Origin of the sequence: Actinomadura physcomitrii, assembly GCF_008923205.2 — a bacterium.
GTDB lineage: Bacteria > Actinomycetota > Actinomycetes > Streptosporangiales > Streptosporangiaceae > Spirillospora > Spirillospora physcomitrii.
The window spans coordinates 47,229-67,402 of sequence record NZ_WBMS02000047.1 but is presented as its reverse complement, the minus strand read 5'-3'; the positions used below and the strand labels follow the sequence as shown (position 1 = coordinate 67,402).

17 protein-coding genes and 2 tRNA genes are annotated in these 20,174 nt (G+C 73.1%); 2 read left to right on the top strand and 17 right to left on the bottom strand.

The genetic code is table 11. From position 1 onward, the window contains the following. The first annotated feature begins 24 nt into the window (after positions 1 to 24). The gene (locus F8568_RS38920; protein ID WP_151598627.1) at positions 25 to 1,125 is read left to right on the top strand and encodes a baeRF2 domain-containing protein; all 1,101 of its coding nucleotides are present in this window, start codon (positions 25 to 27) and stop codon (positions 1,123 to 1,125) included. 40 nt (positions 1,126 to 1,165) lie between these two features. Here F8568_RS38920 and F8568_RS38915 read toward each other — a convergent pair. From F8568_RS38915 to F8568_RS38880, 8 genes are all read right to left on the bottom strand, one after another. Then, a tRNA-Ala gene (locus tag F8568_RS38915) sits at positions 1,166 to 1,238 on the bottom strand. An 84-nt stretch (positions 1,239 to 1,322) separates the two neighbouring features. After that, complete coding sequence (locus F8568_RS38910) at positions 1,323 to 1,742, bottom strand: hypothetical protein (protein ID WP_151598626.1); 420 nt, start codon at positions 1,740 to 1,742, stop codon at positions 1,323 to 1,325. Positions 1,743 to 1,967: 225 nt separating this feature from the next. Continuing rightward, positions 1,968 to 2,198: a hypothetical protein gene (locus F8568_RS38905; protein WP_151598625.1), complete on the bottom strand. Its 231-nt coding sequence runs from the start codon at positions 2,196 to 2,198 to the stop codon at positions 1,968 to 1,970. 349 nt (positions 2,199 to 2,547) lie between these two features. Beyond that, a tRNA-Ala gene (locus tag F8568_RS38900) sits at positions 2,548 to 2,620 on the bottom strand. Between the two features lie 78 nt (positions 2,621 to 2,698). Further along, positions 2,699 to 3,361 carry a histidine phosphatase family protein gene (locus F8568_RS38895; protein WP_151598624.1) on the bottom strand — a complete coding sequence of 221 codons (663 nt, stop codon included), beginning with the start codon at positions 3,359 to 3,361 and terminating at the stop codon, positions 2,699 to 2,701. After that, positions 3,354 to 3,767: a ribosome silencing factor gene (gene rsfS / locus F8568_RS38890; RefSeq protein WP_151598623.1), complete on the bottom strand. Its 414-nt coding sequence runs from the start codon at positions 3,765 to 3,767 to the stop codon at positions 3,354 to 3,356. Before rsfS ends, F8568_RS38895 begins: the two co-directional genes overlap by 8 nt. A 184-nt stretch (positions 3,768 to 3,951) precedes the next feature. Beyond that, positions 3,952 to 4,554: a nicotinate-nucleotide adenylyltransferase gene (gene nadD, locus F8568_RS38885; protein WP_151598622.1), complete on the bottom strand. Its 603-nt coding sequence runs from the start codon at positions 4,552 to 4,554 to the stop codon at positions 3,952 to 3,954. A 55-nt stretch (positions 4,555 to 4,609) separates the two neighbouring features. Continuing rightward, on the bottom strand, positions 4,610 to 5,896 hold the full coding sequence (locus F8568_RS38880; protein ID WP_202125847.1) for a phenylacetate--CoA ligase family protein: 1,287 nt from the start codon (positions 5,894 to 5,896) through the stop codon (positions 4,610 to 4,612). Between the two features lie 84 nt (positions 5,897 to 5,980). Here F8568_RS38880 and F8568_RS38875 point away from each other — a divergent pair, with 84 nt between their 5' ends. Continuing rightward, on the top strand, positions 5,981 to 7,000 hold the full coding sequence (locus F8568_RS38875) for a M48 family metallopeptidase (RefSeq protein WP_151598621.1): 1,020 nt from the start codon (positions 5,981 to 5,983) through the stop codon (positions 6,998 to 7,000). 100 nt (positions 7,001 to 7,100) lie between these two features. Here the strand turns inward: F8568_RS38875 and F8568_RS38870 are convergent, their stop codons facing one another. From F8568_RS38870 to F8568_RS38830, 9 genes are all read right to left on the bottom strand, one after another. Continuing rightward, complete coding sequence (locus F8568_RS38870; protein ID WP_202125846.1) at positions 7,101 to 8,861, bottom strand: TIGR03767 family metallophosphoesterase; 1,761 nt, start codon at positions 8,859 to 8,861, stop codon at positions 7,101 to 7,103. An 87-nt stretch (positions 8,862 to 8,948) separates the two neighbouring features. Further along, positions 8,949 to 10,205 (bottom strand): glutamate-5-semialdehyde dehydrogenase, encoded by a 1,257-nt coding sequence (locus F8568_RS38865; protein ID WP_151598620.1) that lies wholly within the window; start codon positions 10,203 to 10,205, stop codon positions 8,949 to 8,951. Positions 10,206 to 10,215: 10 nt separating this feature from the next. Beyond that, entirely contained in the window at positions 10,216 to 11,328 is a 1,113-nt protein-coding gene (gene proB, locus F8568_RS38860) for a glutamate 5-kinase (RefSeq protein ID WP_151598619.1), read from the bottom strand. A gap of 80 nt (positions 11,329 to 11,408) precedes the next feature. Further along, on the bottom strand, positions 11,409 to 12,806 hold the full coding sequence (gene obgE, locus F8568_RS38855) for a GTPase ObgE (protein ID WP_328601214.1): 1,398 nt from the start codon (positions 12,804 to 12,806) through the stop codon (positions 11,409 to 11,411). A gap of 126 nt (positions 12,807 to 12,932) precedes the next feature. Next, entirely contained in the window at positions 12,933 to 13,190 is a 258-nt protein-coding gene (rpmA, locus tag F8568_RS38850) for a 50S ribosomal protein L27 (RefSeq protein ID WP_151544591.1), read from the bottom strand. A 14-nt stretch (positions 13,191 to 13,204) separates the two neighbouring features. Further along, positions 13,205 to 13,519, bottom strand: a complete 315-nt coding sequence (gene rplU, locus F8568_RS38845) for a 50S ribosomal protein L21 (RefSeq protein ID WP_151598617.1) — start codon at positions 13,517 to 13,519, stop codon at positions 13,205 to 13,207. Between the two features lie 306 nt (positions 13,520 to 13,825). Next, positions 13,826 to 16,888, bottom strand: a complete 3,063-nt coding sequence (locus F8568_RS38840; protein WP_151598616.1) for an Rne/Rng family ribonuclease — start codon at positions 16,886 to 16,888, stop codon at positions 13,826 to 13,828. 291 nt (positions 16,889 to 17,179) lie between these two features. Further along, on the bottom strand, positions 17,180 to 18,037 hold the full coding sequence (locus tag F8568_RS38835; RefSeq protein WP_202125845.1) for a TIGR03936 family radical SAM-associated protein: 858 nt from the start codon (positions 18,035 to 18,037) through the stop codon (positions 17,180 to 17,182). A gap of 179 nt (positions 18,038 to 18,216) precedes the next feature. Continuing rightward, complete coding sequence (locus F8568_RS38830; protein WP_151598615.1) at positions 18,217 to 20,139, bottom strand: TIGR03960 family B12-binding radical SAM protein; 1,923 nt, start codon at positions 20,137 to 20,139, stop codon at positions 18,217 to 18,219. Positions 20,140 to 20,174: the final 35 nt, after the last annotated feature.

Below are 20,174 nucleotides of genomic sequence, written 5' to 3'. Positions count from 1 at the left end.
AATGGAATCGGGTACGGCGACCCTATGGAGCTGTCATTCCTCAAGACGCTGTACCAGCACCCGGGCCCCTACGTATCGGTGTACGCCGACCTCACCCGGACGACCGAGGACGCGTCCAAGGCCGCCGAACTGCGGTGGCGGGCGCTCCGCGCGGAACTGGAGGCCCAGCACGCCCCCAAGGACACGCTCCGCGCCGTCGAGCGGACCCTCGACGAGGAGATGGCGGAGCGCCGCTCCGAAGGCCTGGTGGTCTTCGCCGCCGACGGCGAGGTGCTGCACACCGGCCGGCTCCCCGGCCCGCCCCGGACGGCCCACGCGTGCGTCGCCCCGCTCCCCCACGTCGTCCCCTACCTCGCCGACCGCGGTGACCGGTTCCCCCACCTGACGGCCATCGTCGACCGCCGCGGCGGCACCATCGACTGCGTCAACGCCGACGGCCGCCGCGAGCACATCGAGGTCGAGGGCGACGAGGACTACCCGATCCACAAGACCAAGGCCGGCGACTGGAACCAGTCACGCTTCCAGCGCTCCTCGGAGAACGTCTGGAAGGCCAACGCCAAGAAGGTCGCGCACAAGATCGACCGGGTCGCGGAGCGCTGCGGCGCCGAGGCGGTGCTGATCGCCGGCGACACCCGCGCCCGCACCGCCGTGCTGGACGAGATCTCCGAACCCGTCCTGGAGCGCACCGTCGAGGTCGACAAGAACACCGGCGCCGGGGACCCCGACCTGCGGGCCGAGCTGGGCCGCGTCCTGAAGCTGAAGACGACCGAACGCGTCATGGCCGTCGCGGAGCGCTTCGACCGCGAGCTCGCCAACGGCCAGCGCGCCGTCGCCGGCCTCCCCGCGACCGTCCAGGCCGTCCGGCAGGGCCAGGTGGAGACGCTCATCCTGGACGACGACCCCGACTCCCCGTCCCGCCTGTGGATCGGCCCCGACCCCGCCCAGGTGGCCGCCGACCCGGCCGAGCTGCGCGACGAGTTCGGCGTGGCCGACCCCGTCCCGGAGCGCGCCGACGCCGCCCTCGTCCGGGCGCTCACCGCCACCGACGGCGACCTGCTCGTCCTCCCCGCCGACGGGCCCAACGCGAACCTGCACGTGGGCGCCATCCTGCGCTACACGGCGTAGAAACGAAAAAGGAGCGGGCGGACCCGCTCCTTGCCTCGCGTGGAGCTATGGGGATTCGAACCCCAGACCTCCTCCATGCCATGGAGGCGCGCTACCAACTGCGCCATAGCCCCTTGCGGAGAAAAGCTTAGTGCACGCTGGGAGCGCTTCGGACGCCGCGGGCCGCGGAGGGCGTCCTCCGCGGCCCGCGGCGGGCGTCACTTGCCGTCCGACTTGAAGACGTACCAGTGGTCGTTGAGCGTCGGGACGTGGACGGTGAGGCTTTTCGGCCACTCGACCGGCAGGCCGAGGAGGTTGTACTCCTGGGTCTTCTGCGCGGACTCGGCGGCGGGCCGCCGCGCGCTGCCGGACGCGGACGCCGGGGCCTTCTCGGCGGTGTCGGCCGAGCACAGGACCTTGCCCAGGTCCGGGGTGCTCGGGAGCAGCTTCAGCGCCGAGAGCACCTGCAGGGCACGGGCGCAGTCCTTGTTGTCGTCGGGCGTCGAGGCGGTCGTCGTGCTGGGCGTGGGACCGGGCAGCGGCGCCTCCTGCGCCGAGGCGGGGGCCGCGACGGCCACGACCGAGGCCGCCGCCAGCGCGGCGGGCAGCAGCCCTCTTCCGGAGATCCGGCTTCGCATAGGTACAACCCTCATCTCGATCACATCACCACTACGTGGCGTGTTCCCGCATGATCGATACGGCGAAGCGCGGCCCGGCGAAAGGTAGCCGCCGCCATGGGCAAGCCTTTGCACTCAGCACGGCGCGGTACCCGCGAGGCGCCGCATTTCCAAGGCAACCCCCCACGGCGCCCGCATCCAGCTCAACCTGGGTAGATCACCGCGAACGGTCCGAGCTCCGGCATGTCAGGTCCACCCGAGCCGGTCGCCGACCTCGTCGGGAGCGTAGCCGAGCCGGCCGCCGTCGCCGATCCACACCATCCCGTCGGCCTCCGTCACGGCGCCGACGGTGTGCTCCTGCGGCATCCGCGGCTGCATCGCCAGCCGGACCTCCATCCGCGGATCGAACCGGCGCAGCTCGTCGATGAGGTCGGCCACGGTGACCTCGCGTTTCGCTCCCCTGCGGTGTCTGCCCATACCTCGAATGAAACCATCCCCGCAGGACCGCCCAGAACATTCGTCCCACTATGTCCGTTTGATCTTTACCCAGCTCCCGCGCACCACCAGAAGGCGCGCAGCGCCGGGGGCAGGGGGCGAAGCCCCCAAAAGCGCGCGCAGCGCGCGAGGGGGGCGTGGGGGCGAAGCCCCCACATCGGGGGGTTCGGGGGGTCGTCCCCCGGAAAACACAGCGGGCCACCGGGAAGGCCCCCGAAGGGGGCCGAACATGGTGGCCCGACTCGGGGGGTTCGGGGGGTCGTCCCCCCGGAAAACACAGCGGGCTCCGGCGAAGTCGGCCGAAGGCCGACGAGCACCAGAGCCCGACTCGTGGAGCTATGGGGATTCGAACCCCAGACCTCCTCCATGCCATGGAGGCGCGCTACCAACTGCGCCATAGCCCCGCCGCTGCGTGGACGTTCATCCCGCAGCGCTCCGCCAGTGTATAGGACAGCGGGGGCCGGTCTCGAATCGTTAGGGCGTCAGGCTCCGTTGTCGGTCCGGTCGTCGCTCAGGACGGGTTCGGGGAGGGTGCCCGCGTTGTGCTCGGCGAGGCGCCAGCCGCCGTCGCGCATCTCGGTGATGACCGACCAGTTGCAGTTGGAGAGGCCGCCGAGGCGCTCCCAGGTCTCCTCGGGCAGGCCGAGGAGGTGGGACATGCCGAGGCGGAGCGCGGCGCCGTGGGACGCGACGACGAGCCTGCCCGTGGGGGGCAGGTCGTCGAGGGCGCGCTCGAGGGCGGCGCCGACGCGTTTGGCGACCTGGGCGCTGGTCTCGCCGCCGGGCGGCTGCCAGGCGGCGTACTCGACGGGGTAGCGTTCGCGGATCTCGCGGCTGCTGAGGCCCTCCCAGGCGCCGCCGTCGCGCTCGATCAGGTCCTTGTCGTACTGGACGGGGAGTCCGGTGATGTCGGCGAGGGCCTGGGCGGTGTCGGCGGCCCTGCGCAGCGGTGAGGCGAGCAGGGCGGTGGGGCGGAGCCCGGCGAGGAGCCGGGCGGCACGGTGCGCCTGGGCGATGCCGGTGTCGTCCAGCGGAATGTCGGTCTTGCCCTGGAAGCGGCGTTCGACGTTCCAGGCGGTCTGCCCGTGCCGCCACAGCAGGAGGGTGCGCTTGCCGGGTTCGCGGGCGGGACGGGCGTCACTCACTCGCGCTCCCGACGGCGCGGGCGCGCTGCTTCATGTGGGCGTTGACACCGTCGGGCAGGGCGATGAGGGGGCAGTCCTTCCACAGCCGTTCGAGGGCGTAGAAGAGCCGGTCCTCCTCGTGCTGGATGTGCACGATGACGTCGGAGTAGTCGAGGAGGACCCAGCGGCCCTCGCGCTCGCCCTCGCGCCTGATGGGCTTGGCGCCGGCCTCCTCCCGGAGGCGCTTTTCGACCTCGTCGACGATGGCGCGGACCTGCCGGTCGTTGGGCGCCGAGCAGAGCACGAACGCGTCGGTGATGACGAGCTGCTCGCTCACGTCGTAGGCAAGAATGTCGTCGGCCAGCTTGTCGCCCGCCGCCTCGGCGGCGATCCGGACGAGCTGCGCCGCCCTGTCGGATGCGGTCACGATGCGCTCGCGATCCTCCCTGTAGGGGTCGTCTCGGCTAACACCTTCTCATGGGTGGCGGCCGGCGTCCCTGTTCGTCGATGTTCGGGCTGGTACGGGCGTCCAGCCGCTTCTTCCAGGTTATGCGGCGCGCCGCGCTGATCGTCCGGACGAAGGCACAGGTCAACGCGCTGCGAGCGGGTGCCTAGGCGGCGTCGGCGCGGTAGAGGTCGCGCTTGTTGATGTACTGGACGATGCCGTCGGGCACGAGGTACCAGATCGGCTCGCCGGAGTGGACGCGCTCGCGGCACTCGGTGGAGGAGATCGACAGGGCCGGAACCTCCATGAGCGAGACCCTGCCGTCGGGCAGGCCCGGGTCGGCGAGGCGGTGCCCGGGGCGGGTGACGCCGACGAAGTGCGCGAGTTCGAACAGCTCGTCGGTGTCGTGCCAGGTGAGCATCTTCTCCAGGGCGTCGGCGCCGGTGATGAAGAACAGCTCGGCGTCGGGGCCGTGGATCTGCCGCATGTCGCGGAGGGTGTCGACGGTGTAGGTGGGGCCGGGCCGGTCGATGTCGACGCGGCTGACCGAGAACGCCGGGTTGGACGCGGTGGCGATCACGGCCATGAGGTAGCGGTCCTCGGCGGCGGCGACCTTGCGGCCCTCCTTGTGGGAGGACAGGCCGGTGGGGACGAACACGACCTCGTCGAGGGAGTAGAAGTGGGCGACCTCGCTGGCGGCCACCAGGTGGCCGTGGTGGATCGGGTCGAACGTGCCGCCCATGATCCCCAAACGGCGCTTTTGCGTCATGGCGACGAGAATAGCCAGCCGGGCCGGCGGCCGGAACGCCCGCCCCGGCGCTGGCTCAGCTCAGGCCGGGCAGCGGCGGCCGGCCGCCGTCCCAGGACACCACGCGGACGGCCTTTCCGACCTCCACGCGAGGGACGGTCCCGCCCGGCAGGACGACCACCTCGGCGGTGAGGCCGAGCGCCTCGTGCAGGTCGTGGACGAGACGCTCGCGGGGGTCGCCGGACACCGCCTCGCAGGCGACGAGGAGCCGGACGGCGGGGCTGCGGCGGTCCACGACGAGCTGGTAGTGGGGGCGGACGAGCCCGGACCCGAGCAGCACCCGCTCGACCTCGCTGGGGTACACGTTGACGCCCCGCACCACGATCATGTCGTCGGCGCGCCCGATGACCTTGCTCATCCGGACGAGCGTCCGGCCGCAGGGGCATTCTCCGCGAGCGAGAGAGGCGATGTCGCCCGTCCGGTAGCGCAGTAGCGGCAGCGCCTGCTTGGTCGGCGTGGTGAAGACGAGCTCGCCGGGCGCGCCGTCCTCGACGGGCTCGCCCGTGGCGGGGTCGACGGTCTCGACGATGAAGTGGTCCTCGTTGACGTGCAGGCCGTCCTGCTGGAGGCACTCGGTGGCGACGCCGGGCCCGATGACCTCCGAGAGCCCGTAGACGTCCATCGCCTTGATGGGCAGCACGTCCTCGATCGCGGTACGCAGCTCCGCCGACCACGGCTCGGCGCCGAACAGCCCGGCCTTCAGCGCGGGCAGTTCCACCCCGGCCTCGGCGACGGCCTCCCCGAGCCGGAGCGCGTACGCGGGGGTGCAGGTCAGGATGTCCGGTCGCAGGTCGGCGAGCATGCGGACCTGCCGGTCCGTCATCCCGCCCGACATCGGCACGACGGTCGCGCCGAGCGCGACGGCGCCCTGATGGATGCCGATGCCGCCGGTGAACAGCCCGTACCCGTAGGCGTTGTGCACGATGCTGCCCGGCGCCGCGCCCGCGCACGCCAGCGACCGCGCGCACATCGCGGCCCACAGGTCGAGGTCGGCCCTGGTGTAGGCGACGAGGGTCGGCCGGCCGCGCGTCCCGCTGGAGCCGTGCACGGCGGCGACCTGGTCGCGCGGCACGCTGAGCATCTCGAACGGGTAGCCGTCCCAGAGGTCCTGCTTGGTGGTGAACGGGAGGCGCCGCAGGTCGGCGAGCGTCACGTCCGCGCCGCCGGCGACACCGGCCTCCTTGAGCCGCCGGCCCTGCACGCCGCCCGCCGCGACGAGCCGGTCGACCAGCCCCCAGAGCCGGTGCCGCTGCAGCGCGGCCCGCTCGTCGGTCGACATCGCCTCGGCTCTGGGATCGAACATCGCGCCTCCCGGGCGGGCCGCAGCCGGACGCGAGCCCCAGGGAACCCTCCGGCAAAGTGGTTCGTCGGAACTACCATGCCAGAGATGACGGAGAACACACCGGATCGGGCACGGACGCGCTTTCCCGGGATCAGTTCCCGGGCCTACGAACACCCGGCGGACCGTTCGGCGCTCGTCGCGCTACGCTCGCTGTCCGGGTTCGACGTCGTGCTGCGCAAGCTGTCGGGGCTGGTCAACGAGCGGTCGCTGCGGCTGATGTTCCTCGGCGGGACGGTCCGCGTCGGCGACGACCAGTTCCACCACCTGAACGACATGGTCCGCGACGCCTGCTACATCCTGGACATGCCGGAGGTGCCGGAGGTCTACGTCCGGCAGGACCCGACGCCGAACGCCATGGCGCTGGGCTCCGACCACCCGTTCATCGTGGTGAACACCGGGCTGCTCGACCTGCTCGACGACGAGGAGTTGCGGTTCGTCATCGGGCACGAGGTCGGGCACATCCTGTCCGGGCACGCGGTGTACCAGACGATGATGCAGATCCTGCTGCAGCTCGGGTCGCGGCTGGCGTGGCTGCCGCTCGGCAACATCGGCATCGCGGCGATCATCATCGGACTGCGCGAGTGGTTCCGGAAGGCGGAGCTGTCGTCGGACCGGGCGGGCCTGCTGGCCGGCCAGGACCTGGACGCGGCGAAGCGGGTCAACATGAAGCTCGCCGGCGGGACGCGGCTGCACGAGATGAGCAGCGAGGCGTTCCTGCAGCAGGCCCGCGAGTACGACGCGGCCGGCGACGTGCGGGACGGGCTGCTGAAGTTCCTGAACCTGCTCGGGCAGTCGCACCCGTTCGCCGTGATCCGGTTCGCGGAGATCGACCGGTGGGCGCGCGGCGGCGAGTACGAGCGGATCCTCGCGGGCGACTACCCGCGCCGCGACGACGACGGCGGCGCCTCGGTCACCGACGAGATCAAGAACGCGGCGAAGTCGTACCGGGACTCGTGGGAGCGGACGGCGGACCCGTTCGTCGGCAAGGTCCGCGACATGGCGGACGCGGCGGCGAACGCCGCGGGCGGCCTGTTCGACCGCATCAACCGCCGCAACGGATCCTGAACCCGGAAAAGACCAGGGCCGCCGTGACACGGACACGGCGGCCCTACTTTTTCAGGCCCGGCCCACGGTGCTCGCCTGGCGGCTCCCACCGGCAGGGCACTCAGAACGGGGCGGGAATCAGGAGTTCCACGTTGCGGTCGGCGGCTTCGCCGCGGCGGTGCTCGGCGCGCTCCTGCCAGTCGTTGCCCGCGAGCTCGCGGGACAGCGACGCCAGGTGGACGGGATCGGCGAGCCGTCCGCCGTAGGAGGCGGGGCCGGCGGAGTCGAGGATCGTCGCGAAGACCGACAGGGTGCCGTCGCGGTTGTCGGCGATCTCAACGATGCGGCTCTGCTGCGGGAAGTCGATGTGCGCTGCGGTGTTCACCTCCCAGAACCCGCCGCCGGTCGTGCGGGCGTGCGGGATGACCTGGTTGCGGTGCGTGTGCCCGTTCACCCACAGGACGACGTTGGGGTAGCGGAGCAGCAGCGCCTCCACGTCGTCGCCGAGGACGCGGCCGCCGCCGAGCGGGTTCGTCAGCGAGGCGATGGGGTGGTGGCTGAACAGGACGAACAGCCGGTCCTTCGCGGCGGTGCGGACGGTCGAGCCGTCGGCGGACAGGTAGCGGCCGCTGCCCGCCTTGAGCTGCGCTTCGAGCCAGGCGAACTGGGCCTGGTCGAGCGAGCCGTCGGAGTAGCCGTTGGGGTTGACGGTGTCGAGGACGAGCCCGCGCACGATGCCGCGGTCGAAGGCGTAGTAGGCGGTGCCGTCGCGGAGGTTGGCCTGGGTGAAGCCGTGGCCGCGCAGCGACGCCGATGTGCGGAAGTGCTCGGCGACGACCTCGGCGCGTGACAGCATCCGCCGGTCCGGGTCGGGGGTGACGGGGCGGAACAGGCCGCCGGCTCCGCCCTGCTCGCGGCTGAGCCGGACGAGCTCGGCGGCGTCGGCCTTCTGCATCATCCGGGCGAGGCGCTGCGCCTGCGCGTCGTCGCCGGGGGCGCCGATCTTGATGCCGCCGGTGGCGAGGCCGGAGACGAGCGGGTTGAGGGGCAGGTTGCCCTGGATGAGGCCGTCGTGGTTGCCGAACGCGGCGAGCCACGGCATGGTCAGGCCGGTCGCCTGGAATGGGCGGCGCGCGGCGTCGATAAGGCCTTTGACGCGGGGGAACCCGTACGTCGCCGTGGGGATGTCGGGCTGCACGCCGGGCGGCGGGCCGTCGGGATGCCAGAAGGCGCGGTCGTAGGACGTCGTGTCCATGACGCCCTCGTAGCGGTTCGGGTCGCCGGAGTCGGGGCGGATCCGGCCGCCGTCGAGCAGGTCGATGATCCAGCGCAGCTCGTTGTACTGGACGTTGTCGGCGGCGTCGCCGGTGTTGATGGTGAACGACAGGCCGAGGCCGGTGGCGGGCCCGCGCCCGACCTTGTTGATCGCGCGGACCATCGCCTCGGCGACCTGGGTGGTGAGGATCTCCTGCGGCCGGTAGGCGCCCTCGACGGGCAGCATGCCGATCGCGTCCTTGAGCCGGTCGGCGAACTCGACCCGCGCCGGGGACTGCGCGTCGATGATGTGCACGTCGGTGAGCTGCCCGAACGCCAGGACGCCGCGCCGGGTCGCGGCCCGCTTCGGGGAGGCGGTGCCGCCGAGGTCGCGGCGCAGCAGGTGCGGTTCGCCCGGTCCGGTGGTGACGGGCCGGTAGCCGCCGGCGCCCGCCTTGCCGAGCAGGTACGTCCGGTCGAGGGTGGTGCCGGCGGCGGGGCCCTGCAGCGGGGCCGCGGCGGCGGGGCGGGCGGGGAACGCGGCGAGTCCGGTGGTGGCGATCCCCGCGCCGAGGGCGGCGCCCTTCAGGACGCGGCGGCGGCTGATCTCAGGAGTCACATGCCGCATCAGACCATGGCACGCAACGTGACATCAAGGGTCACAGTGTCACAATTCCGCCCTCACCGCCCCGGCACACCGCGCCCCGGCCGCGGGTCAGCCGCGCAGGTGCCCCTCGCCGGTGACGACGTACTTGGTGGACGTCAGCTCCGGCAGCCCCATCGGCCCGCGCGCGTGCAGCTTCTGCGTCGAGATGCCGACCTCCGCGCCGAACCCGAACTCCTCGCCGTCGGTGAACCGCGTCGAGGCGTTCACCATGACGGCGGCCGAGTCGACCAGCGCGACGAACCGCTTCGCGGCCGGCTGCGACGCCGTCACGATCGCCTCGGTGTGCCCGGAGCCGTACGTGCGGATGTGCGCGACGGCGTCCTCGAGGGAGTCGACGACGCGGGCGGCGATGTCCAGCGACAGGTACTCGGCGTACCAGTCGTCCTCGGTCGCCTCCACGACGTCGCCGCCGTAGGAGCGGACGCGCTCGTCGCCGTGCACGGTGACACCGGCCTGCTTGAGCGCGTCGAGCGCGCGCGGGACGAACGCGTCGGCGATGTCGGCGTGCACGAGGAACGTCTCCGCGGCGTTGCACACCGACGGGCGCTGCGTCTTGGCGTTCAGCAGGATGTCGACCGCCATGTCCACGTCGGCGGCCGCGTCCACGTACACGGCGCAGTTCCCGACGCCCGTCTCGATGACGGGGACGGTCGACTCCTCCACCACCGAGTTGATGAGCGAGGCGCCGCCGCGCGGGATCAGCACGTCCACCAGCCCGCGCGCGCGCATCAGGTGCTTCACCGACTCGCGCGACGTGCCCGGGACGAGCTGTACCGCGTCCGCCGGCACCTCCGTGCCGGCCAGCGCCGCCTGCATCACCTGGACCAGCACGGTGTTGGAGTCGTGCGCCGACGACGAGCCGCGCAGCATCGCGACGTTCCCGCTCTTCAGGCAGAGCGCGGCGGCGTCCACCGTCACGTTCGGGCGGCCCTCGTAGATGATCCCGACGACGCCGAGCGGCACCCGGACCTGCCGCAGCTCCAGCCCGTTCGGCAGCACGCTCCCGCGCACCGACTCCCCCACCGGGTCGGGCAGCACCGCGACCTTGCGCACCGCGTCGGCGATCCGCGCGATGCGGCCCTCGTCCAGGCTCAGCCGGTCGATCATGTACTCGGACGTGCCGCTCTCGCGGGCCCGCGCGACGTCCGCCGCGTTCGCCTTGACGATCTCGGGGGCCGCGGCGACCAACGCGTCCGCGATCGCGTGCAGCGCCGCGTCCTTGGCCGCCCGCGGCAGCGGCGCCAGGCCCGCCGCCGCCTCCCGGGCGCGCCGCGCCACCATCAGGAACTGCTCGCGCTCGCTCATCGCGAACTCCTCACTGCTCGGTCAGGACCACCAGGTGGTCGCGGTGGATGATCTCGCGCTCGTACTCGGCGCCCAGCTCGCGCGCCAGCCAGCGGGTCGAGCGCCCCATCAGCTCGGGGATCTCGGACGCGTCGTAGTGCACCAGGCCGCGCGCCACGACCCGGCCGGACGGGTCGCACAGGTCGACGGGGTCGCCCGCCGCGAAGTCGCCCTCGACGCCCGTGACGCCGGCGGGCAGCAGCGACTTGCGGCGCCGCACCACCGCGTCGACGGCGCCGGCGTCCAGCGTGACGCGGCCCTGCCCGGTAGTGGCGTGCGCGAGCCACAGGTCGCGGGTCGACATCCGGCGGCCGCCGGCCGGGTGGAACAGCGTGCCGACCCCGTCGCCGGCCAGCGCGTGCGCGGCGGACGCGGCGTTCGTCAGCACGACCGGGACTCCCGCGATCCGCGCCGCCTCGACCTTGGTGACCATCCCGCCGGTGCCGACCCGCCCGGACCCGCCGAGCTCGACCTCCGCGAGGTCGGCGGGACCGTGCACGTCGGTGATGCGGCGGACGCCGGGACGCCGCGGGTCGCCGGTGTACAGCGCGTCGACGTCGGACAGCAGCACGACCGCGTCCGCGCGGGTCAGGTGCGCGACCAGCGCGGCGAGCCGATCGTTGTCGCCGAACCGGATCTCGTCGGTCGCGACCGTGTCGTTCTCGTTCACGATCGGCAGGACGCCGAGCGTGATCAGCTGCTCGAGGGTGCGCTGCGCGTTGCGGTGGTGCGTCCTGCGGATCATGTCGTCCGCGGTCAGCAGCACCTGCCCGACCGTCACCCCGTACCGGGCGAACGAGGAGGTGTAGCGGGCGAACAGCAGGCCCTGCCCGACGCTCGCCGCCGCCTGCTGCGTCGCGAGGTCGCGCGGCCGCCGGGTCAGCCCGAGCGGGCCGAGCCCCGCCGCGATCGCGCCGGACGACACGAACACGATCTCGGCGCCGCCGGCGCGGCGCGCGGCGAGCACGTCCACCAGCGCGTCGATGCGGTTCGCGTCGATCGTGCCCTGCGGGGTGGTGAGCGACGACGATCCCGCCTTCACCACGATCCGGCGGGCCTTCGCGATCGCCTCGCGCTCGCTCATCGGGCCTCTCTCCTCAGGGGGTGCGATCGGAGCCTCCCGGGACGGGACGAACCCCGCGTCCCCCGCCGGCTCCCTCGGCATCAGTAGTGGCCGTCCAGGCGGCGGTCGGTGCCGCGCGGGCCCGCCGCCGCCTCGCCGGCGGCGATCTCCGGCTCCCAGTCGAACACGATCGAGTCGTCCGGGGTGCCGATCAGCACGGTCGCGCCGGCGCTCGCCCCGGCCTCGGTCAGCGCGTCCTCCACGCCGAGCCGCGCCAGCCGGTCCGCGAGGTAGCCGACGGCCTCCTCGTTGGCGAAGTCGGTCTGCCGCAGCCACCGCACCGGCTTCGCGCCGGTGATCAGGTAGGTGTTGTCGCCGAGGTCCTTCACCTCGAAGTCGGCGCCCCCGCCGACCGGCTCCGGCCGGATCACGATCCGGGTCGGCTCCGCCGGCGGCAGCGACGCCCGGTGCTCCTCGACCATCGCCGCCATCGCGAACGACAGCTCCCGCAGCCCCTCGTGCGACGCCGCCGACACCTCGAACACCCTCAGCCCGCGCGCCTCGAACTCGGGCCGCACCAGTTCGGCGAGGTCGCGGGCGTCCGGCACGTCGACCTTGTTCAGCACGACGATACGCGGCCGGTCCGACAGCGGCCGGTCGCCGAGGACCCGGTCGTAGGCCCGCAGCTCGCGCTCGATGACCTCGAAGTCGCTGACCGGGTCGCGGCCCGGCTCGGGCGTCGCGCAGTCCAGCACGTGCGCGAGCGTCGAGGACCGCTCGATGTGGCGGAGGAACTCCAGGCCGAGGCCGCGACCCTCGCTGGCGCCCTCGATCAGACCCGGCACGTCCGCGACGGTGAACGCGGTGTCGCCCGCGCTCACCACCCCGAGGTTCGGGACCAGCGTGGTGAACGGGTAGTCGGCGATCTTCGGCTTGGCCGCCGACAGCGCCGCGATCAGCGACGACTTCCCGGCGCTCGGGAAGCCGACGAGCGCCACGTCCGCGACGCTCTTCAACTCCAGCACCACATCGCGCTCCTCGCCCGGCTCGCCGAGCAGCGCGAACCCGGGCGCCTTGCGCTTGGCGGTCGCGAGCGCCGCGTTCCCGAGCCCGCCCTGGCCGCCGCGCGCGATCACGAACCGGGTTCCCTCGCCGACCAGGTCGGCGAGGATCGCCTCGCCCTGCTTCACCACGGTGCCGTCGGGGACGGGCAGCACCACGTCCGCGCCGTCCGCGCCCGTCCGGTGCCCGCCCTGCCCGGGACGCCCGTTGCCCGCCTTGCGGTGCGGGCGCCGGTGGTACTCCAGCAGGCTCGCCGCGTTCGAGTCGACGACGAGGACGACGCTTCCGCCGCGGCCGCCGTTCGCCCCGTCCGGGCCGCCGAGCGGCTTGAACTTCTCCCGGTGGATCGACGCGCAGCCGTTGCCGCCGTTGCCCGCGGCGACGTGCAGCACCACCCGGTCGACGAACTGCGCGCCCGAACCCGCTCCAGCGGCCACGGTGGTCCTCCTCGGTGTCGGCCCTGCGGCGGGGCGCGCGCCCCGCGCACGGGGGCGCCCCATGAACAGGGCAAAGGGGCGGACCTTCAGCGGTCCGCCCCTCGGAAAACGTCTGATGCAGGCGGACTACTCCGCCGGCGGGACGATGCTCACGGCGTTGCGGCCGCGGTACCGGCCGAACTGCACCGCGCCCGCGACCAGCGCGAACAGGGTGTCGTCGCCGCCGCGCCCGACGCCGGGGCCGGGGTGGAAGTGGGTGCCGCGCTGCCGGACGATGATCTCGCCCGCGTTGACGACCTGGCCGCCGAACCGCTTCACGCCGAGGCGCTGGGCGTTGGAGTCGCGACCGTTACGGCTGGACGATGCGCCCTTCTTGTGTGCCATGTGACCGCTCTCCCTTACTTCCCGGACTCGATACCGGTGATCTTGACCTCGGTGTACGGCTGACGGTGACCCATCCGCCGCTTGTAACCGGTCTTGTTCCGGTAGTGCATGATGTTGATCTTCGGGCCCTTGACCGCACCGAGGATCTCGGCGGTCACCTCGTAGCGGGCCAGATCGGCCGAGCCGCTGACGACGTTGTCGCCGTCCACCACCAGCAGCGCCGGGAACGTGACGGTCGAGCCGACCTCGCCGGCCAGCTTGTCGACGGTCAGCACGTCGTCGACGGCGACCTTCTCCTGCCTGCCGCCTGCGCGGACAATCGCGTACACCGCGGAAACCTCTCGTCTGCGCGCGCTTCCGGACTGAACCGGTCCCGCACGTGGCTTACACCAGCCTCCGGATGGAGGCCTACCCCCGGCACCGGGCCGAAGGCGGCACGCCGGGGCGGCACCCCAGGCGCTCTCTGCTGTTCCCCGCCGGATCGGCGGGGCGTGCACCGGACGAGCCCCGGACGGGCCTCGCGGTGCTGGTCCGGACGCGTCACAAGACGCGCCGAACTCCGAGTGTACTGCATCCTCCGCGCCCGCCGGGTCGTGCCGACCCGGCGCGGGGCCGGGCCGGCACGACGCGCGGGACTACTCGCTCTCGGCCTGGGCGGCCGCGCGCGGGCGGCGGGTGCGGCGGCGGCGCGGGGCCTCCTCCGCCGGCTCCGCGACCTCCGTGGATTCCGCCGGCTCGGCGGCCGGAGCCGCGCCGTTCGCCTCGGCCGGGGCGGCGCCGTTCGCCGAGACCGCGACCGGCTCGTCATCGAGGATGCCGGGCGAGGTGCCCGCCACCTCGCCCGCGGCCTCCGCGGCCTCGACCGCCGCCTGCGCCGGCGGCTCCTCGCCGTCGACCTCGGGCGGCGGGCCCGCGGGACGCTTGGCCGGGCCCGACTTCTTCGGCCGCGACCGGACCGGCTCGGGCCGCGCGGCCTCCGCCTCGGGCTCCTTCGGCTCGGCCTCCCGCCTCGGCTCGGCCGGCTCCTTCTTCGCCTCGTGCTGCGCCAGCTTCTCCTCGACGGCCTTCTCGACCTCGCCCTTGCGCTTGCGGCGGCGGCCCGTCTCCTTGCCCGCGGCCTTGTCCGGCTTCGGCTCGACCGGGGTGAGGTGGACGTGGATGCCGCGCCCGTTGCAGGACTCGCAGGTCTCCGAGAACGCGTCCAGCAGGCCCTGCCCGACCCGCTTGCGGGTCATCTGCACCAGGCCGAGCGAGGTGACCTCGGCGACCTGGTGCTTGGTACGGTCCCGCGACAGGCACTCGACGAGGCGGCGCAGCACCAGGTCCCGGTTGCTCTCCAGCACCATGTCGATGAAGTCGATCACCACGATGCCGCCGACGTCGCGCAGCCGCAGCTGGCGGACGATCTCCTCGGCCGCCTCCAGGTTGTTGCGGGTGACGGTCTCCTCGAGGTTGCCCCCCTGCCCGGTGAACTTGCCGGTGTTGACGTCGATGACCGTCATCGCCTCGGTCTTGTCGATCACCAGCGAGCCGCCGGACGGCAGCCACACCTTGCGGTCGAGGGCCTTGGCGATCTGCTCGTCGATCCGGAACGCGCCGAGCACGTCCTGGCCGCCGTTCCAGCGCTCGACGCGGTCGGCCAGGTGCGGGGCGACGTACTCGACGTACTCCGAGACGGTGTCCCACGCCTCGTCGCCCGAGACGACGAGCTTGGAGAAGTCCTCGTTGAAGATGTCGCGGACGACCCGGATCGTCAGGTCCGGCTCACCGTACAGCAGCGACGGCGCCGAGGCGGTCTTGACCTTCTTCTGGATGTTCTCCCACTGGGCGGCCAGCCGCGACACGTCGCGGCCGAGCTCCTCCTCGGTGGCGCCCTCGGCGGCGGTACGGACGATCACGCCCGCGTTCTCCGGCATGACCTTCTTCAGGATCGACTTCAGCCGGCTGCGCTCCTTGTCGGGCAGCTTGCGGCTGATGCCGGTCATCGAGCCGTCCGGCACGTACACCAGGTAGCGGCCGGGCAGCGAGACCTGGCTGGTCAGCCGGGCGCCCTTGTGGCCGAGCGGGTCCTTGGTGACCTGCACCAGCACCGACTGGCCGGACTTCAGCGCCGACTCGATCCGGCGCGGCTGGCCCACCAGGCCCGCGACGTCCCAGTTGACCTCGCCCGCGTACAGCACGGCGTTGCGGCCCTTGCCGATGTCGACGAACGCCGCCTCCATCGACGGCAGCACGTTCTGCACCTTGCCGAGGTAGACGTTGCCGACGTAGGACTGGTGCGTCGCGCGGTTGACGTAGTGCTCCACGAGCACGTCGTCCTCGAGGACGGCGATCTGCGTGCGGTCGCCCTCCTGCCGGACGACCATGACCCGCTCGACGGCCTCGCGGCGCGCCAGGAACTCCGCCTCGGTGATCACCGGCGGGCGGCGGCGGCCCTGCTCGCGGCCCTCGCGGCGGCGCTGCTTCTTGGCCTCCAGCCGGGTCGAGCCCCGCACGGACTGGACCTCGTCCTCGGCGGCGGCGCGCTCCTCGCGGGCCGTGCGCACGTGCACGACGGTGTTCGGCGGGTCGTCGGACCCGCCGCCGTCGCCGTCGGCGCCCGAACGGCGGCGGCGGCGCCGACGCCGGCGGCTGGTGCCGCCCTGAGAGCCCTCGCCCTCCTCGTCGCCCTCGGCCTCGTGCTCGGCCTCGGCGTCCTGCTCGTCCTTGTCCTTGGCGGACCTGGACTTCGACTTGGCCTTCGCGGGCTTGGCGGGCTCCTCCTCCTTGGCCTCGGCGGCCTCGGGCTCCTCGGCCTCGTCCGCCTCGTCCTCGGCGCCCTCCTTGCCGCCGCGGCCGCGGCCACGGCCGCCCCTGCGGCGGCGGCGGCGCGACGGCCGGTCCTCCGACTCGTCCTCGTCGGACGGCCCGTGGTCGCCCTCGTCCTCACCGGCGGCGGCGTCGCGATCACGGTCGCGGTCGGACGGCTCGGGCTTCGGCTCGTCCTTCGGGCGCGCGGACGGCTCGGCCGTCGGCTGCGGTGGCTGGAACACCACCATGGGCGGCTGGAACGTCACGCCGGGGACGCCGACGCCGCTGGCGGGCTCGCTCTCCGACACCTGGCCGGCCTCCGGCCCGGCGCCGGCGACCGGAACGGAGGGCACCTCCGGCACGGACGGCACCGGGGGCACCGTCGGCGCCGCGGGCGGCGCGGCGGTCTCGGGGGTCTCGGCGGTCTCGTCCTTGGCGACCGCGGTGCGCCGGCGGGTGCGGGTGCGGCGCGCGGGTTCCGGGGGCGCCTCGGCGGCCTCGGGCGCCTCGGCGGCGGCCGGGGCGGGCTCCTCAGCGATCTCCGGGGAGGTCCCGGCGCCCGTCGGCGGGACCGGCTCGGCGGTTTCGGCGGCCTTCGCGGCACGGGTGCGGGTCCGGGACCGGGCCGGCTTCTTCGCGGGCGGCTCGGCGGCCTCGGCCGCGGGCTCCGCGGCCCCGGCGGGCTCCGGCTCGCCGGACGACGGCGCGGGCGCCGCGGCGGGGGGCTCGGCCGCGGTCGCGTCCTCGACGTCCGGCGGCGGCCCGGCAGGGCGGCTCGCCCGGCGGCGCGGGTGCGAGGTCACGCCCGCCGCGGCGCCGTTCTCGGCGGCGGCGCCTCCGGTCGCGGTTCCGGTGGTCTCTTCTTCGGTGCCTTCGGCGTTGGCCGCATCGGCTTCGTTATCAAGCATCCGGGTGATCTCCCGTCAGGCTCCCGGGCGCGACCGCTCGTCCCGCCAGGGGGCGGGGCCGGGCGGTGCGCCGCGCGGGAGCGCTCCGTCAGTCGTCGGCGTCGTCACGAACGGCACGTGGTCCCGGCGGGTCCAACAAATAGTCGGGGGTGCGCCGCGGGGGTGCGCTCCGTCTGTGGTGGGGGTCGTCACGACCGGACGGTGGTCCGGTCGTGACGACGAAGTCGTCGGGGGTGCGCCCGCCGTCCCCTGCGGGACCGGTTCCGTGTCGCCACGGCTTCGGTCCCACGATCAGGCGCTGACGGCATCCGCGCTCGCGGGGTCCCCGGGGCGCGGCCGCGCGCCGCCGGCCGGACCGGCGTCGTCGCCGATCGGCAGGCCGGTCTCCCGGTCCGGATCCAGAGGATCCGCGAGGCCACCGGTGGCCGCGTCCAGGGGCCCCTGCGCCAGCCTGGTCACCAGTGGCGGTGACGGCGGCGCGAGGTCGGCGACCTGGCGCAGTCCGGTGAGGATGTCGTCGGGTCGTACGGCCGGTGTGGAATGCCGAACAACCATTCGAAGTATCGCACAAGGGGCATCCGCCGCCTCCGCGGCGCGCCGGTCCAGCTCGCAGGTGGACACGGCGGCGCGCACGTCGAAACGGCGCCGCCCCTTCTTGGTGAGGCGCTCGACCTCGATGCTCTCGGCGGCCATGAAGGCGGCCACGGCAGCGGCGGCGGCGTCGTGCGCCACCCCGTCCAGCCGGATCCGCCACTGCGACGCCTCGAGCCGATCGGCGAGCGCGGCCGGCCTGGCCTGCGCGTCGCCGGTGCGCCCCGGCCCGGCCGGCACGACATCCACGATGTCGAGCCCGGGGGGCAGGGCCGCGTCGAGATCGGCCTGCACCCGCGCAGGGTCGCGGGTCTCGGTCAGCCCGATCTCGAGGTACTCCGCCTCACTGGCCACCCCAGTCGCCGCCGCACCCGCGTACGAGATCTTCGGGTGGGGGGTGAATCCGCCGCTGAACGCGACAGGGATCCCGGCGCGCCGCACGGCGCGTTCCACGGCCCGGGAAATGTCGCGGTGGCTCGTGAACCGCAGCCTGCCGCGCTTGGCATAGCGCACGCGCAGTCGCTGGATCACGGGGGCCGGCGCCGGTCCCTCCGGCATGGGTGCCAGGGTTCTGGTCCTTCCTACTCGTGCCGAGTCGAAAAACAAGGTCTCTCTATAGAGTACGGGGCGGCGGACATCGTTGCGCCGGGCCCCGTCCCCCGGACGGCCGCCCCCGCCCAGGCCACAAGCCCGAAAAGCCCGATTGCAGCGGCGTTTCGCGGGGCCGGCGCGCGGCGTCAGACGACCGAAAGTGGAAGCAGCTTCCGGCCCGTCGGGCCGATCTGGATCTCCGTGCCCATGGTCGGGCACACCCCGCAGTCGTAGCAGGGCGTCCAGCGGCAGTCCTCGACCTCGGTCTCGTCGACGGCGTCCTGCCAGTCCTGCCAGAGCCACTCGCGGTCCAGGCCCGCGTCGAGGTGGTCCCAGGGCAGCACCTCGACCTCATCGCGCTCCCGGACGGTGTACCAGTCGAGGTCGACGGGCTCGCCGGCGAGGGCCTTCTCGGCGCAGGCCGTCCAGCGCTCGTAGGAGAAGTGCTCGCTCCAGCCGTCGAACCGGCCGCCGTCCTCCCACACCGCGCGGATGACCTTGCCGACGCGGCGGTCGCCGCGCGACAGCAGGCCCTCGATAATGGACGGCTGGCCGTCGTGGTAGCGCAGGCCGATCGCGCGGCCGTACTCCTTGTCGCCGCGCAGCTCGTCCTTGAGCGCCTTGAGGCGGCGGTCGACGGTCTCGTGGTCGCACTGCGCCGCCCATTGGAACGGGGTGTGCGGCTTCGGCACGAACCCGCCGATCGACACCGTGCAGCGGATGTCCTTGCGCCCGGTCGCCTCGCGGCCCGCCTGGATGACCCGCTTGGCCATGCCCGCGATCGCGAGTACGTCCTCGTCCTCCTCGGTGGGCAGCCCGCACATGAAGTACAGCTTGACCTGCCGCCACCCGTTCTCGTAGGCGGTGGTGACGGTGCGGATCAGGTCGTCCTCGGTGACCATCTTGTTGATCACCTTGCGCATCCGCTCGGAGCCGCCCTCCGGCGCGAACGTCAGCCCGGAGCGCCGGCCGCCGCGGGAGAACTCGTTCGCGAGCGTGATGTTGAAGGCGTCCACCCGGGTGGACGGCAGCGACAGCGAGGTGTTGGTGCCCTCGTAGCGGTCGGCGAGGCCCTTGGCGACGTCGCCGATCTCGCTGTGGTCGGCGCTGGACAGGCTGAGCAGCCCGACCTCCTGGAACCCCGACTCCTTCAGCCCCTGCTCGACCATGTCGCCGATCGTGGTGATCGACCGCTCCCGCACCGGACGGGTGATCATCCCGGCCTGGCAGAACCGGCAGCCGCGGGTGCAGCCCCGGAAGATCTCCACGCTGAACCGCTCGTGCACCGTCTCGGCCAGCGGCACCAGCGGCTTCTTCGGGTACGGCCACTGGTCGAGGTCCATGACGGTGTGCTTCTCGATCCGCCACGGCACGCCCGGACGGTTCGGCGCGACCCGCTGGATCCGGCCGTCGGGCAGGTACGTCACGTCGTAGAAGCGCGGCACGTACACCCCGCCGGACGCCGCGAGCCGCATCAGCAGCTCGTCGCGGCCGCCGGGCGAGCCCTCGCCCTTCCACTCCCGGACGACCTCGGTGATCGCCAGCGCGATCTCCTCGCCGTCGCCGAGCACCGCCGCGTCGACGAAGTCGGCGATCGGCTCGGGGTTGAACGCCGCGTGGCCGCCCGCGACCACGATCGGGTGCTCGTCGGTGCGGTCGGCGGCCTCCAGCGGGATGCCCGCGAGGTCCAGCGCCGTCAGCAGGTTGGTGTAGCCCAGCTCGGTGGAGAACGAGACCCCGAACACGTCGAACGCGGCGACCGGGCGGTGCGCGTCGACGGTGAACTGCGGGATGCCGTGCTCGCGCATCACGGCCTCCATGTCGGGCCAGACCGAGTAGGTCCGCTCCGCCAGCACGCCGTCGCGCTCGTTCAGGATCTCGTAGAGGATCTGGACGCCCTGGTTCGGCAGCCCCACCTCGTAGGCGTCCGGATACATCAGCGCCCACCGGACGTCGGCGCCGTCCCACTCCTTGACCTGCGAGTTCAGCTCACCGCCGACGTACTGAATCGGCTTCTGCACGCTCGGGAGCAGCGGCTCCAGGCGCGGGAAGAGCGACTCGACAGGCATGGCGGTGTCCTCCGTGCTGCGTACAAGGAATGAAC

Coding starts and splice junctions, on each gene's coding strand:
- rpmA (WP_151544591.1), bottom strand. CDS start 13,190: ATGGCACACAAGAAGGGCGCATCGTCCAGCCGTAACGGTCGCGACTCC.
- F8568_RS38875 (WP_151598621.1), top strand. CDS start 5,981: ATGACGGAGAACACACCGGATCGGGCACGGACGCGCTTTCCCGGGATC.
- F8568_RS38905 (WP_151598625.1), bottom strand. CDS start 2,198: ATGGGCAGACACCGCAGGGGAGCGAAACGCGAGGTCACCGTGGCCGAC.
- nadD (WP_151598622.1), bottom strand. CDS start 4,554: ATGACGCAAAAGCGCCGTTTGGGGATCATGGGCGGCACGTTCGACCCG.
- F8568_RS38865 (WP_151598620.1), bottom strand. CDS start 10,205: ATGAGCGAGCGCGAGCAGTTCCTGATGGTGGCGCGGCGCGCCCGGGAG.
- F8568_RS38910 (WP_151598626.1), bottom strand. CDS start 1,742: ATGCGAAGCCGGATCTCCGGAAGAGGGCTGCTGCCCGCCGCGCTGGCG.
- F8568_RS38840 (WP_151598616.1), bottom strand. CDS start 16,888: ATGCTTGATAACGAAGCCGATGCGGCCAACGCCGAAGGCACCGAAGAA.
- F8568_RS38880 (WP_202125847.1), bottom strand. CDS start 5,896: ATGTTCGATCCCAGAGCCGAGGCGATGTCGACCGACGAGCGGGCCGCG.
- F8568_RS38830 (WP_151598615.1), bottom strand. CDS start 20,139: ATGCCTGTCGAGTCGCTCTTCCCGCGCCTGGAGCCGCTGCTCCCGAGC.
- F8568_RS38870 (WP_202125846.1), bottom strand. CDS start 8,861: ATGCGGCATGTGACTCCTGAGATCAGCCGCCGCCGCGTCCTGAAGGGC.
- F8568_RS38920 (WP_151598627.1), top strand. CDS start 25: ATGGAGCTGTCATTCCTCAAGACGCTGTACCAGCACCCGGGCCCCTAC.
- F8568_RS38835 (WP_202125845.1), bottom strand. CDS start 18,037: ATGCCGGAGGGACCGGCGCCGGCCCCCGTGATCCAGCGACTGCGCGTG.
- proB (WP_151598619.1), bottom strand. CDS start 11,328: ATGAGCGAGCGCGAGGCGATCGCGAAGGCCCGCCGGATCGTGGTGAAG.